Here is a 13,677-nt window from a genome sequence, read left to right as displayed (position 1 = left end):
GGGCTGTGAACATGCAGAAGTCGAAGCAAGCGCTGGCGCCCGCCACCCTGGCCGCGGCCATCGCGTCCGTCATGGCGTCCTTTTCCGCGCAGGCGGTGTCGCCGCCCGTGGTCATCGGCAGCGGCGTGACCGACACGACGCGCCGGACCATCCAGGGCACCGACAGCGTCATCGTGGAAAGCGGCGGCACCATCGATACCTCGGGCACGACGCTGACCGTCAATTCGGCCGTCCCGGCACCGGGCGTATCGATCACCAACTCGGGCACGATCAAATCCGGCAACCGCGGCATCGACACCAGCGGCAGCACCGCGGGGTCGCCCTTCAACTTCACGCTGACCAACAATGCCGGCGGCATCGTCACGACCAGTGACGACGGCATCCGCGTCAACAACGACGTCCCGGTCGGCCGCATCGTCGTCGAAAACGCCGGCACGATTACCTCGCAAAGCGGCCAGGCCATCGACTTCGACAAGATCAATACCGCCGGCAATGTCATCATCAACAACCGCGCGGGCGGCCTGATCCAGGCCAAGGACGCCGATGCGGTGCGTCCGGGCGAGGGCGGGCAGGTCAACAACTGGGGCGCGATCGTCTCGTCCGCGCCCGCCAATACCTCCGGCGATCCGGATGACGACCCGTCCAATGACGGCGTCGATATGCAGGGCCACGCCGCCGCCGTCCACAACTACGCCGGTGGCCTGATCTCCGGCGCGCGCCACGGCATTACCAGCGACGTCAATGTCGACGTCATCAACGAAGCCGGCGGCGCCATCGTCGGCCGCAATGGCTCCGGCGTCGGATCGGACGGCGACGGCACCGTCGTGAACCACGGCACCATCACCGGCGCCATCGACAGTACGTCGGTGAACGGCGATGGCGATGGCGTGGATATCGACGGCAAGGCCGATATCGCGAACACCGGCACCATCCAGGGCGTCGGCGCCAAGGGAGAAAAGGACGGATCGCCCAACAACAGCGAGGGCATCGCGGCCGGCGGCGGCAGCATACGCAACCTGACCGCGCGGTCCCTGATCAGCGGCCAGGCCAACGGCATCCTGATCGACGACAGCGCGGAAGGCGCCGCGCCGCATGCGACCACCCTGGTCAACGAAGGCACGATACGCGGCGTCACCGGTTTCGGTGTCAAGATCGTCGGCAACCAGGCCGACACGGTGACCAACGCCGGCCTGATCGAAGGCGGCAACGGCCTGGCCCTGGACCTGGGCGGCGGCAATGACACGCTGAACCTCCTGACCGGCTCGCGGATTGTCGGGCTGGTGGACGGCGGCGCCGGCAACGATACGGTCAACCTGATAGGCAGCGGCACCTTCGCCGGCGGCGTCAACTTCGAAAACCTGACCGTCAGCGGCGGCAGCTGGGTGCTGACCGGCAACCAGCAATACGCCAACGGCGTTACCGTGGGCCAGGGCGGCAGCCTGGATGTGCAAGGCACGCTGGCCGGCACGCTGACCATCGGGCAGGGCGCGCTGTTGAACGGCAATGGCACGCTGGGCAGCGTCAATGTGGCCGGCACCATCGCGCCGGGGCACTCCATCGGCACCCTGACCTTCACCGGCAACTACGCCCAGTCGGCCGGCTCGACCTACCAGGCCGAGATCGCCAGCGGCGGCGTATCCGACCTGATCAAGGTATCGGGCAGCGCATCGCTGGCGGGCAATGTGATCGTCACGCCGCTGCCCGGCACGCAGATTACGCCCGGCCTGCGCTACACCATCCTGTCCGCCGGCCAAGGCGTCAACGGCACCTACGGGTCGGTATCCAGCGCGACACAGATGCTATTCCTGCAACCGGCGCTGTCCTACGACCCCAACAATGTGTATCTGGCCTTCGACCGCAATGCCACGCGCTACGCCGACGTCGCGCGGACCGGCAACCAGCGCGCGGCGGCGCGCGGGGCCGACAGCCAGCCCTCTGGACAGCTGGTGCACGACACCATCGCACTGATGAACGACCCGCGTGACGTTCGCACCGCCTTCGACAGCCTGTCCGGCGAGATCCACGCCAGCCTGAAGACTTCCTTGCTGGAAGACAGCCACTTCGCCCGCGATGCGATCAACGATCGCCTGCGCGCGTCCTTCGCGGACAACGCGGCCGAGCCGCCCCGCGTGGCCGGCGCGGACGGCGCCGCCACGCCACTGCCCGCATCGGGCCGCCCGGCCATGTGGGCCCAGGTCCATGGCGCCTGGGGCGATATCGACGGCAACGGCAACGCCGCCAAACTGGAGCGCAGCATCGGCGGCTTCATGGTCGGCGCGGACTTCCCGCTGGCTTCCCGCTGGCGCGCCGGCGTGGCCGCCGGCTACGACCGCACCGACCTGAGCATCGATGGCCGCTCCAGCAGCGCCGACGTCGACAGCTATACGCTGGCGGCCTACGCCGGCACGCGATTCGGCGCGCTGGGTCTGCGCTTCGGCGCCGCCAATACCTGGCATCGCATCGACACGCAGCGCGACGTGGCTTTCGCCGGCTTCGCGGGCGCCACGAACGAGGCCTCCTACGACGGCAACACGGCGCAGATATTCGGCGAAGCCGGCTACACCTTGCAGTACGGCGCAGCCACCTTCGAACCCTACGCCGGCCTGGCCTACGCCCACCTGCACACGCAGGGCTTCGATGAAGGCGGCGACACCGGCTTGTCCGGCCGTCGCGACAATACCGGCGTCACCTACACCACGCTGGGCCTGCGCGCCACCAAGGCCGTGGAAGCCGGCGGCACCACCGCGCTCCTGCACGCCATGCTGGGCTGGCGCCACGCCTTCGGCGACACCACGCCCACCGCCACGCAATCCCTGCCGGGCGGATCGCCGTTCACCGTTTCCGGCGTCCCCATCGCCAAGGACGCCGCCATCCTGCAAGCCGGCCTCAACGTCCAGGTCGCCAAGAACGTTCGCGTGGACCTGTCGTACCAGGGGCAACTCGGCGACGGCGTCCGCCAGAACGGCGTAATGGCGAATGTCAAGGTGCGGTTCTGAACAGCAAAGCGGTCGGCAGCAGCCACGTCAGGCAAGGAACCATGCTTGGCGCATCGCCACCCATATTCCCTTGACAGAATATTCCACCAAGGGAATAATTTTATGAACTGGGATGTTGAGTACACCGATGAATTCGCGTCATGGTGGTCTTCCCTGGACGACAGTGAACGAGAATCACTGGATGCCAGTGTTGAACTGCTCATGGTCAACGGGCCCTCGTTGGGATTTCCACATAGCAGCGGCATAAGCAGCTCGAAACATCGCCACATGCGGGAGCTTCGGACCCAGCACGATGGCCGCCCGCTGCGGACGCTCTACGCATTCGATCCCAGGCGGTGTGCGATCTTGCTTATCGGCGGCGACAAGACCGGGGACAACCGGTGGTACACGACCCACGTCCCTGTCGCTGACCTTCTATACGATGATCACCTCATGCAGCTGGCTAAAGAAGGGCTTATCGATGGCTAAGAAATATTCCGAACTGCGCGCAACGTTGTCGCCCGAATCGCAGGCGCGCGCCAAAGCCAAGGCGCAGGCGATGATGGCCGAAATGCCCTTGCAAGAGCTCCGTCAGGCACGCGGCCTATCGCAGAAGATGCTTGCCGAACTACTTCACGTGCAGCAGCCGTCCATCGCAAAGCTGGAGAAGCGCGCCGATATGTACATCTCCACGCTGCGTAGCCATATCGAGGCCATGGGGGGCGAGCTGGATGTGATCGCGCGTTTTCCCGATGGCTCGGTGAAGATAAGCAATTTCTCGGAAATCGACGAGAACGCAGCAGCCTGAACCGGCAGCCGCCAGCGGGCATGGGCAGCACGCGGCGGCGCCCCTGCGCAACGGCTACCGCAATCCCACCATCGTCGACCGCAGCTGCGATGCGGTCTGGCGCAGCGGCTGCAGGAATTCCGCCACGGCGGTGTCTTCCTGGTAGGCGCCGGCCGGCAGGCTGACGTTGATGGCGGCGACGATGGTGCCGTCCTGGTCGCGCACGGGCACGGCCATGCCGGCGATGGAATCGTCCAGCTCGCCGTCCACCCAGGCGTAGCCGCGCTCGCGGGCCTGCAGGATGGCCTCGCGCAGGCGATCGCGGTCGACCACGGTGACCGTGGTCAGCTTCTTCAGCCTGGCGCTTTGCAGATAAGCCTCCAGCGCGTCGTCCTCCAGCCCGGATAGCAGCACCCGCCCCATCGACACGGCATGGGCGGGCAGCCGGCTGCCCAGCGAGGGGCTCATGGACAGGATGCGCTTGGTGTGCAGGCGCTGCACGTAGACGATGTCTTCCTCGTCCAGTACCGACACGGCGCAGGATTGCCCGATGCGCGCGCCCAGTTCTTCCAGCGCCAGCTGCGACTGCCGCCAGAACGGCAGCGTGTACAGATACGACAGGCCCAGCCGCAGCACCTTGGGCGTCAGCCAATAGTGCTTGCCGTCCGTCTTCACGAAGGACAGTTCGATCAGCGTCATCAGGAAACGCCGCACAGCCGTGCGCGGCAGCTCCACCGCCGCCGCGACGTCGGCCAGCGTCTGGCGCGCGTCTCCCTGCCCCATTGTTTCGATGATCCTGAGCCCGCGCGCGAAGGTGCGGACAAAGGATTCGCTTTCCGGCGTTGCCATGGATGCTCCAGCGTGCGAACGGGCACGCGTGTGCTTGACACCCGTGCCCCGACTGCCCACAATGACCGTATAGCGGATGGATATGTCCGCTTAGCGGTCATTATAAGCAGCTCGACCGCATCGCGCAAGTCCGTGCGGCGGCCGACGTCCGGACGTGCGGCCCCTCCCAACACCCGCCCTGGAAAGGCCATGACACAAACCACATTCGAGACAGATTTCTGGAAAGACGCCGCGGCGCGGAAGATCTGGGATGACATCGTCCCCGGCGAGCCCCGCAAAACCATCCCCTACACGCTGACGCTGGAAGCCATCCAGAAGTACTGCAGGGTCGTGGGCGACATGCACCCCCTGTACTTCGACGAAGACTACGCCAAGAAGTCGCCCTACAAAGGCCTGATCGCGCCGCCCGCCATCCACATCCTGCTGATGTTCGCCTGCACGCCCACCGACGACTGGATGCGCAGCCCCGGCACCGTCAACGCCGGCCAGTCCTGGAGCTACAACAAGCCGGCGCGGCCGGGCGACGTCATCCGGCTGGACGCCCGCGCCCTGGACAAGTTCATCCGCAAGGACCGCCTGTTCGTCGTGCACGACAACGTCTTCTTCAACCAGAACAACGAAGTGATCTGCTCCGGCCGTGGCTGGACGATCCGCCCCATGTAAGGAGACAACGATGACACAAGCATTCGACACGCTCGCGCCCGGCCACAAGATCGAGGGCCAGCCCTTCACGCCCACGCGCGAGTCCATCCGCGCCTTCTGCGAGGCCTCGCTGGACTACAACCCGCTGCATTGGGACGATAACTACATGCAGGGCAACTTCGGCAAGACCAATTTCGGCGGCATCATCATGCACGGCATGAACAACTTCGGCGTCATCACGCGCATGCTGACCGACTGGCTGTACGAACACGGCGGCGTGCAACGCCGGCTGGAAACGCGCTGGAAGGCGCCCGTCAAGCCCGGCGACACCATCACGCCGCACGGCGTGGTGACCGCCACCCGCAAGACCGAAAAAAGCCGCTGGGCGACGCTGGACGTGCAGGTGCTGAACCAGCGCGGCGAAACCGTGGCCGTGGGCGAAGCCATGGTGGAATTCCCCCACTGAACACAGCCCGCACCACTTGCACCGCTTGCATCGCGTGTGCGACGTGCCCACGAGCACGCCCTGCACGGCGTGCAAGCAGAGGACCAACGAGGAGACAAAAAATGAAGACATGGTTGCGCAACGCGGCCGCCCTGTTCCTGGGCGCCCTGTGCGTGGGGCCACTGCCGGCCGCCGCGCAGACTTTCCCCGATCGCGCGGTACGCATCGTCGTGCCCTTCCCGCCGGGCGGCACGACCGACATCCTGGCGCGCATGCTGGGCAACGCGCTGGGCGCGGAATGGAAACAGCCCGTGGTCATCGAAAACAAGCCCGGCGCCAGCGGCACCATCTTTTCCGAGCAGTTGGCCCGCACGCCGGCCGACGGCTACACCCTGATGGTCACCGCCACGCATCACGTCATCAACCCCGCGCTGTACAAGAACCTGCGCTACGACAGCAAGACCGACTTCACGCCCATCGCGCAGGTGGCGGCCGTCCCCAACGTGCTGGTCGTCAACACGGAATTCGCCGAACGCAACCGGATCGACACCGCGGCGGACCTGGTCGCCTACGCCAGGGCCAATCCGGGCAAAGTCAATTTCGGCTCGGCCGGCACGGGCGGCGCCAACCATCTGTCGGGCGAACTGTTCAAGTCCATGACGGGCGTCAGCATGGTCCATATCCCCTACAAGGGCGCGGCGCCGGCGCTGAACGACCTGCTGGGCGGGCAGATTCCCGTGATGTTCGACTCGGTTCCCGGCGTACTGCAGCACATCAAGGCCGGCAAGCTGCGCGCGCTGGGCGTCACGTCGCTGACGCGCTCCGCCGCGCTGCCCGACGTCCCGACGCTGGACGAGGCCGGCATCAAGGGCTTCGAAGCGACCGCATGGTTCGGCCTGTACGCACCCGGCAATATGGACCCGAAGCTGACCGCCAAGCTGTCGCATGACGTCCTGGCGGCCTTGAACACGCCGGCGGTCAAGGAACAGTTCGCGCAGCAGGGCGCGGTGCCTGGCACGATGACGCAGCCGGAATTCGCCCGCTTCGTCGGCGCCGAAATGGACAAGTGGGCCAAGGTCATCAACGACGCCCACATCACCATCCAGTAGGGACAGCGGTATGACGGCAACGAGCAACATCCCCGCGGGCGGCCAGGCCCCCGCGGGCCCGCAGGCCAGGAAGGCCCTGTCCCACATCCGCGTACTGGACCTGTCGCGCATCCTGGCCGGCCCCTGGTGCACGCAGAACCTGGCCGATCTGGGCGCGGACGTCATCAAGGTCGAGCGCCCCGGCACCGGCGACGATACGCGCGGCTGGGGACCGCCGTGGATCCGCGACGGCGCCGGCCAGGACACGCGCGACTCCACGTACTACGCGGCGGCCAACCGCGGCAAGAAATCGCTGACGCTGGATATCTCCACGCCGGAAGGCCAGCGCATCGCGCGCGACCTGGCGGCCCAGAGCGACGTGGTCATCGAGAACTACAAGATCGGCGACCTGAAGCGCTACGGCCTGGATTACGACAGCCTGCGCGCCATCAATCCGCGCCTGGTGTATTGCTCCATCACCGGCTACGGCCAGGACGGACCCAGCGCCAGCAAGCCGGGCTACGACTTCGTCTTCCAGGCCATCGGCGGCCTGATGAGCATTACCGGCGAACGCGACGACCTGCCCGGCGGCGGCCCGCAGAAAGCCGGCATCGCCATCGCCGACGTCATCACCGGCATGTACGCCACCATCGCCATCCTGGCCGCGCTCAACCATCGCGACGTATCGGGACTGGGCCAGTACATCGACATGGCCTTGCTGGACTGCATCGTCGCGCTGGGCGGCAACCAGGTCACCGGCTACTTCGCCACCGGCAAGGCGCCGCGCCGCTACGGCAACGCGCATGCCAGCCTGGTGCCCTACCAGGTGTTCGCCGTGGCCGACGGCGAGATCGTGGTGGCGGTGGGCAACGACGATCAATGGCAGCGCTATTGCGCGGCCATCGACCGGCCCGACCTGGCCGCCGACCCGCGCTGGCGCAAGGTCACCGGCCGCATCCAGGGCCGCGACACGCTGGTGCCCGCGCTGGCGCGCACCATGCTGGACCGGACCGCGAGCGAGTGGCTGCAACGCCTGGAAGCCCATGGCGTACCTTGCGGCCGCATCAATGACTACGAACAGGTATTCCAGGATCCGCAGGTGATACACCGCGGCCTGCGGGTCGACATCCCGCGTCCGCCGGCCGCCGACATCGACGGCGTGGTTTCGACCATCGCCAGCCCGCTGCGGCTGCGCGATACGCCGCCGCGCTATGACCTGCCGCCGCCACGGCTGGGCGACAACACCGAAGCGGTGCTGAGCACCTTGCTCGGCTATACCGCTCAGCAGATCGCCGAACTGCGCGAGCGGCGCATCGTTTGAAACGGAGCAGTGCGGACCATGCATGAATCACCATTGGCCATCTATCGCGGCCATCTGGCGGCGGGCCGGCTCGCCTACCAATATGACCCGGCCACGGCCCGCGCGGTGTTTCCGCCGCGCGTGCTGGGCCCCGGCTCCGGCACCGGCGCCGCGCAACTCGAATGGCGCATCAGCGCCGGCCTGGGCACCATCCACGCCGTGACCATCGTGCATCCGCGCGACCAGGACGCCTACAACGTGGTGCTGGTCGATATGGACGAAGGCTTTCGCCTGATGAGCCGGGTGGAAGGCGACGCCGCCCAAGCCACGCCGGCGCCGGCCATCGGCATGCGGGTGCGCGTGCGCGCCTTTTCTCCCCCGGACGGCGGCGAACCCTATCCCGTGTTCGACCTGCAAGACTCATTGGACTCGCCGGAGGCAGCATGAACCAGCCATTGCGACGCGGCAGCGTGGCCATCGTCGGCGCCGCCGAATCCGACCTGGGCAAGGTCGCGCCGGGCCTGGGTCCCATCGACCTCATGGCGCAGGCCACGGCGCGCGCGCTCGACGACTGCGGGCTGTCCCTGCGCGACGTGGACGCCGTATTCGCCACCACATCGCAAAGCCGCATGCCCACCCTGGCGCTATGCGAATACCTGGGCATCCAGCCGCGCTATCACGACGCCACCAATATGGGCGGCGCCTCGTTCATGACGATGGTCGGACGCGCGCAGGCCGCCATCGAAGCCGGCCTGTGCGAAGTCGCGCTGATCGCCTACGGCAGCACCCAGCGCAGCATGGGCCGCGCCAATGTCGCCGCGCCCGACCTCAATCCGCACGAAACGCCCTACCGCCCGCTGTACACGGCCAGCTCCTATGCGCTGGCGGCCTCCCGCCACATGCATGAATACGGCACCACGCGGCGGCAACTGGCGGAAATCGCCGTGGCGGCGCGGCAGTGGGCCTTGCGCAATCCCGCGGCGTGGGAGAAAAAGCCCTTGACGGTCGATGAGGTGCTGGCATCGCCCATGATCAGCGAGCCGCTGACGCTGCGCGACTGCTGCCTGGTCACGGACGGGGGCGGGGCGCTGATCGTGACAAGCGCCGCACGCGCCCGCGACCTGCGCCGCCCGCCGGCCTATATGCTCGGCGTGGGCGAGGCCATCAGCCACTACTCGATTTCCGCGATGCCCGACCTGACCGCCACCGCGGCCGCGCAATCCGGCGCCCTGGCCTACCGCATGGCGGGCCTGGCGCCCGGCGACATGGACGTGGCGCAGCTGTACGACGCCTTCACCATCACCACGCTGCTATTCCTGGAAGACCTGGGCTTCTGCCCCAAGGGCGAGGGCGGACGCTATGTGGAAAACGGCCGCATCGCGCCCGGTGGGGAAATGCCGGTGAATACCAGCGGCGGCGGCCTGTCCTACTGCCATCCCGGCATGTATGGCATCTTTGCCCTGATCGAGGCGGTGCGCCAGCTGCGCGGCGATTGCGGCGAGCGGCAGATCGCCGGCTGCCAGACCGCATTGGCGCATGGCAATGGCGGAACGCTGTCGAGCCAGAGCACGGTGATCCTGGGCAGCGCGGCGGTGCTTTGAATCGGTCCGGCCCCGCGCGAATGCGCGGGCCTTTCGCCGCCCGCCGCGCCGCCCATGGGCAAGGCGGCTACAGCGCGCCCTTGAACGACTTGGTCCAGTAGTCCAGGAACTCGGCCTTGGTGGCCACCAGCTTTTCCAGCTCGTACGGATAGATGCGCTTCAGCTCTGCGTCGGTAAAGCCGACGCGCTGCTGCAGGTCCGGGGGCAGCGGCGCGTTACGCACGGTGGGCGCATAGCCCATGGCTCGCGCGAAGTGGACCTGTCCCTCCGGCTCCAGCAGCGCGTTCATATACGTCCAGGCCGCGTCCGGATTGCGGGCGTTTTTGGGAACGGCGCCTTCGAAAGTTACCGGTATCGTGCCTTCCTTCGGAATGGTGAACGCCAGCGGCAGGCCGGCGTCGCGCCATTGCAGCGCGCGCGCCTTCCACATGCAGGCCATCCAGATCTCGCCGGACTTGAAGGCCGTCGCCACCGCTTCATTGGAGGGATAGACGCGCGGCTTGTTCTTGGCCAGTTGCTCCAGGAATTTCTTGCCGGGCTCGAAACTTTCGAAGCGGCCGCCGCTCTGGCCGGCGCCCAGGAACAGGCCGTTGTACAGATAGAGGATGTCGGAGAACCCGACGCGGCCCTTGTACTTGGGGTCCAGCATGATCTGCACCGAATCCGGCGGCGATGAGAACTGCTGCGTGTTGTAGACCAGCGTCATCGCGCTGAAGATATGCGGAATGGAGTACGGCGTCTTGAACTGGTCGTATACGTTCGCCAGATTGGGCAGGGCGGACTGGTGTTCCTGGATGGGCGACAGGGCGCCGGACCGCGAGCCGTCGTACATGTCGACCTCGCCCAGCAGCGCGACGTCCATGCTGCCGCGGCGGGAATTGCGTTCGGACCGCAGCTTGGTCAGGCGCGGCACCGCGTTGCCGGTGTCGAAGACCACGTTGATGTCCTGCTTGGCCACCAAAGGCGAGATGTATTGCTGCAGCAGGTTCTGGTAATCGCCGCCCCAGGTTCCGACGATCACTTCCTTGCCGGCCGCCCGGGCCATGCCAGGCAGCAGCGGCAGCGCGGGCGCCAGCGCCAGTCCGCCGGCGGTTCTCAAAAAGCGGCGACGCCGCGGGTTCTCGTGGTTCATGAACGACCCCCATCCAGAAAATGAATTGACGACAAGGACAGCGATAAATCAGCAGAAACAGGCGCGCGAGGCCGTTGCCGGTCTGGCCGGAAGTACAGCGCCCCGCATGAGCCGTGCGAACCGCGGCGGCGCGGCCCCGCAAGGCGTGCCGGCCCTGTTGCCGCCGGCGCGGCGGGATGCGCCATCATGCCAGCGCCTGCAACGAGACGGGCGCATCGGCAGGCAGGTCCCGCATGGCATGGCCATCCAGGTCACGCGTGATGACGATCAATACATCCTGGTCCGGCGACACGGTCGCCATGCGGCGCGGCATGCCGAAGGTCGTGCCCACGCTCTGTACCAGCACCGGCTCGGGGCAATCGCTTACCCGCAGCAAGGCTTTCAACCGCAACAGGCGGTCCCCGCACAGGCCCGCCAGGTCGTCGAGCCACGTTGAAAAAGCCGACCATGCGACGGGCTGGCGCACCGTGCCGCGCCATACGCGTATCCGCGGATGATCGATAAGGGCGTCCCGCCCCGCGATGGCGGCGGCGCCTGCCGCGTTCAACGCGGCCAACGCCATATCCGTGGCCGCGGCCGCCGCCAAGGGCGCGAACGCCCGCGCCACGGCCAGCGCGCGGTCGGTTTCGGCGACAATCTCCGCCAGCGGATTCAAGGCCCTGGCGCGCGCCGCATGCAGGCCCAGCACGCCGTCTTCGCCGGGCGACGCTACGCCGGGCGACGTTTCGCCGGGCGACGTTTCGCCGGGCGACGCTTCGCCGGGCGACGCCAGATCGGTCTTGGTCAGCACGATCCGCTGGGCGGCGGCGAACTGGGCCGCGGCTTCCTCGAACTGCTCGTCGCCCAGCGGGCCGCGCGCGCAGTCGTAGGTCGTCACCACGCACAGCCGCAAACCACGTCCCACAAGCTCGGGGTCCGCCAGGGACGCGATGATAGGCCCCGGGCGCGACAAGCCGCTGGTTTCCAGGATGATCCGGGCAAGCGGCCTGCCATCGGGGCGCGGCGCATTCAGCAGCGCGTGCACCGTATCGACCAGGCCGCTACGCAGGGAGCAGCAGACGCAACCGTTGGCCAGCAAGGTCATGGGCACGCCGCTGCCGCCATCGGCCACGATGGCGCCATCGACGCCGATTTCGCCGGCCTCATTGACGATTACAGCGGTATCGCCGGCGTCCTCCGCGCGCAGGAAATCGACCAGCAGGCTGGTCTTGCCACTGCCCAGGAAGCCGCACAGGACGATCAGTTCAACGGGCGTGGGGCGGTCCATCGGGGTCTCCTTCCCAGCTGCCCTTGACCAGCTCCCGCACGTCGGCAAGCAGCTGTTCGGTGTCGAACACCACGCCGCCCTTCACGGTGTAGCGCAACGAGCGTTTCCATTCCACCTTGCCGCTGTCGTCGTTCAGGCGCATGGCGCCGGTGCCGTATAGCAGCTTGAAGTCTTCCAGCGGGTTCTGGTCATGCACCAGCAGGTCCGCGCGCTTGCCCACGTCCACCGATCCCGTGTCCTCGCCCACGCCCAGCAGGTCCGCGCCCAGCGACGTGGCGGCGCGCAAGACTTCCAGCGGATGGAAGCCGGCCTCCTGCAGCAATTCCAGTTCGCGCACGAAACCGAAGCCGTAGATCTGGAAGATGAAACCCGAGTCGCTGCCCGCGCAGACCCGCCCGCCCAGGTTCTTGTACTCGTTGATGAACTGCATCCACAGGCGGTAGTTCTGCTTCCACTCGATCTCGTTGGTGGTGCTCCAGCGGTACCAATAGGCGCCATGCCCGCCACGCTGGGGCTGGAAGTACTTCCAGATGGCGTTCCAGGTGTAGTCGTCGTGCCAATCGGCGCGGCGTGCCCGCATCAGGTCGCGGTTGGCGTCGTAGATGTTGAAGGTGGGCACGAAGGTGTGGTCCAGCTCCAGGAAACGGTCCATCACCTCGCGCCACTTGGCGCTGCCGGGCTGCGCCGCCTGCATGAAGGTCTGCCCGGCCAGCGCGAAGCGGAAATATTCGTCGCCGTAGTTGTAGTCCGTGGGGAAATCCTGCACGACACGGTTCTCGAACAGGGCCTCGGGCAGGCCGTAATAGTGTTCGGAGCTTGTCAGCCCCCATTGCGCCGATTTCAGGGCGTTCACGCGCGTGACCGCCATCTGCGCGTGGTGGCAGCCGGACCGCAGGCCTACCTTGCGGGCCTCGTCCAGCGCCGCCTGCATGATGGCGGGCGGCGCGCCGAAAAACTTGATGCCGTCCGCGCCGCGCGCCTTGATCCTGCGCACCCATTCCCGTCCCTGTTCCGGCGTGTGGATGGTCTTGACGCGATCGTTCACCGCGGGAAAGACCACGTGCGCCAGGATGCGCGGCGCCGCGATCTCGTTGTGTTCGGACTTTTCTTTCTGGTCCAGGTTCCAGCCCAGGCCGTTCATCGAACCCATTTCGCGAACGGTGGTCACGCCATGCGCCAGCCACAGCTTGTAGATGTAGTCGGCCGGCGGCGCCACGCCGCTCATGGTGTGGTAAGGCGTACCGATGTGCGCGTGCGAGTCCACGAAACCGGGCGTCACGAACTTGCCGTGGCAGTCCAGCTCGCGGTCGCCCGCGGCCGGACGGCGGTCGGGGTGGATGGGCTTGTGCGGCGTGCCCACCAGGACCAGAGCGGCGATCCGGTCGTTCTCCACCACGATATCCACGGGTCCCCAGGGCGGCGCGCCGGTACCGTCGATCACGGTCGCGCCGCGCAGCACCAGGCGATTGAACGGCCCCTCGCCGCGGTCGCGATGCGTGGCCGCGGAGGGCGGGTGCCAGCCCTTGGCGGCGTTCAATGCGCGCGATTCCTCGCCGACGTCCACATTCGCATAGGGATTATCGATGGCCAT

At 67.1% G+C, this 13,677-nt stretch carries 13 protein-coding genes; 9 read left to right on the top strand and 4 right to left on the bottom strand.

The window, feature by feature from the left end; genetic code table 11:
* Positions 1–11 precede the first annotated feature (11 nt).
* The 3 genes from BAU06_RS01380 to BAU06_RS01370 all read left to right on the top strand — a co-directional run bounded on the left by BAU06_RS01380 (position 12) and on the right by BAU06_RS01370 (position 3,783).
* Positions 12–2,996 (top strand): autotransporter outer membrane beta-barrel domain-containing protein, encoded by a 2,985-nt coding sequence (locus BAU06_RS01380; protein WP_156770122.1) that lies wholly within the window; start codon positions 12–14, stop codon positions 2,994–2,996.
* 102 nt (positions 2,997–3,098) lie between these two features.
* Positions 3,099–3,464, top strand: a complete 366-nt coding sequence (locus BAU06_RS01375) for a type II toxin-antitoxin system RelE/ParE family toxin (RefSeq protein ID WP_066343386.1) — start codon at positions 3,099–3,101, stop codon at positions 3,462–3,464.
* Positions 3,457–3,783 (top strand): XRE family transcriptional regulator, encoded by a 327-nt coding sequence (locus BAU06_RS01370; RefSeq protein ID WP_066343383.1) that lies wholly within the window; start codon positions 3,457–3,459, stop codon positions 3,781–3,783. Before BAU06_RS01375 ends, BAU06_RS01370 begins: the two co-directional genes overlap by 8 nt.
* A 54-nt stretch (positions 3,784–3,837) precedes the next feature.
* Here BAU06_RS01370 and BAU06_RS01365 read toward each other — a convergent pair whose 3' ends face one another.
* Positions 3,838–4,611, bottom strand: a complete 774-nt coding sequence (locus tag BAU06_RS01365) for an IclR family transcriptional regulator domain-containing protein (RefSeq protein WP_066343377.1) — start codon at positions 4,609–4,611, stop codon at positions 3,838–3,840.
* 189 nt (positions 4,612–4,800) lie between these two features.
* Here BAU06_RS01365 and BAU06_RS01360 point away from each other — a divergent pair, with 189 nt between their 5' ends.
* The 6 genes from BAU06_RS01360 (at position 4,801) to BAU06_RS01335 (ending at position 9,687) form a co-directional block, all read left to right on the top strand.
* The gene (locus BAU06_RS01360) at positions 4,801–5,274 is read left to right on the top strand and encodes a MaoC family dehydratase (protein ID WP_066343360.1); all 474 of its coding nucleotides are present in this window, start codon (positions 4,801–4,803) and stop codon (positions 5,272–5,274) included.
* A gap of 10 nt (positions 5,275–5,284) precedes the next feature.
* Positions 5,285–5,719, top strand: coding sequence for a MaoC family dehydratase (locus BAU06_RS01355; RefSeq protein WP_066343358.1), 435 nt, complete (start codon positions 5,285–5,287; stop codon positions 5,717–5,719).
* Positions 5,720–5,820: 101 nt separating this feature from the next.
* On the top strand, positions 5,821–6,807 hold the full coding sequence (locus BAU06_RS01350; RefSeq protein ID WP_066343348.1) for a Bug family tripartite tricarboxylate transporter substrate binding protein: 987 nt from the start codon (positions 5,821–5,823) through the stop codon (positions 6,805–6,807).
* A gap of 10 nt (positions 6,808–6,817) precedes the next feature.
* Entirely contained in the window at positions 6,818–8,107 is a 1,290-nt protein-coding gene (locus tag BAU06_RS01345) for a CaiB/BaiF CoA transferase family protein (protein WP_082987903.1), read from the top strand.
* A gap of 18 nt (positions 8,108–8,125) precedes the next feature.
* The gene (locus BAU06_RS01340; RefSeq protein WP_066343346.1) at positions 8,126–8,533 is read left to right on the top strand and encodes a Zn-ribbon domain-containing OB-fold protein; all 408 of its coding nucleotides are present in this window, start codon (positions 8,126–8,128) and stop codon (positions 8,531–8,533) included.
* On the top strand, positions 8,530–9,687 hold the full coding sequence (locus BAU06_RS01335; protein WP_066343344.1) for an acetyl-CoA acetyltransferase: 1,158 nt from the start codon (positions 8,530–8,532) through the stop codon (positions 9,685–9,687). The genes BAU06_RS01340 and BAU06_RS01335 overlap by 4 nt, the downstream gene beginning before the upstream one ends.
* Positions 9,688–9,754: 67 nt before the next feature.
* Here BAU06_RS01335 and BAU06_RS01330 read toward each other — a convergent pair whose 3' ends face one another.
* The 3 genes from BAU06_RS01330 to BAU06_RS01320 form a co-directional block, all read right to left on the bottom strand.
* A complete protein-coding gene (locus BAU06_RS01330) occupies positions 9,755–10,819 on the bottom strand; it encodes an ABC transporter substrate-binding protein (protein ID WP_066343342.1) in 1,065 nt (354 codons plus the stop codon).
* Between the two features lie 184 nt (positions 10,820–11,003).
* Positions 11,004–12,086, bottom strand: a complete 1,083-nt coding sequence (locus tag BAU06_RS27350; RefSeq protein WP_066343339.1) for a GTP-binding protein — start codon at positions 12,084–12,086, stop codon at positions 11,004–11,006.
* On the bottom strand, positions 12,064–13,677 hold the full coding sequence (locus tag BAU06_RS01320) for an amidohydrolase family protein (protein ID WP_066343337.1): 1,614 nt from the start codon (positions 13,675–13,677) through the stop codon (positions 12,064–12,066). Before BAU06_RS01320 ends, BAU06_RS27350 begins: the two co-directional genes overlap by 23 nt.

This window comes from Bordetella bronchialis, assembly GCF_001676705.1.
Lineage (GTDB): Bacteria > Pseudomonadota > Gammaproteobacteria > Burkholderiales > Burkholderiaceae_B > Bordetella_C > Bordetella_C bronchialis.
This window is presented reverse-complemented; position numbering and strand designations above follow the sequence as displayed.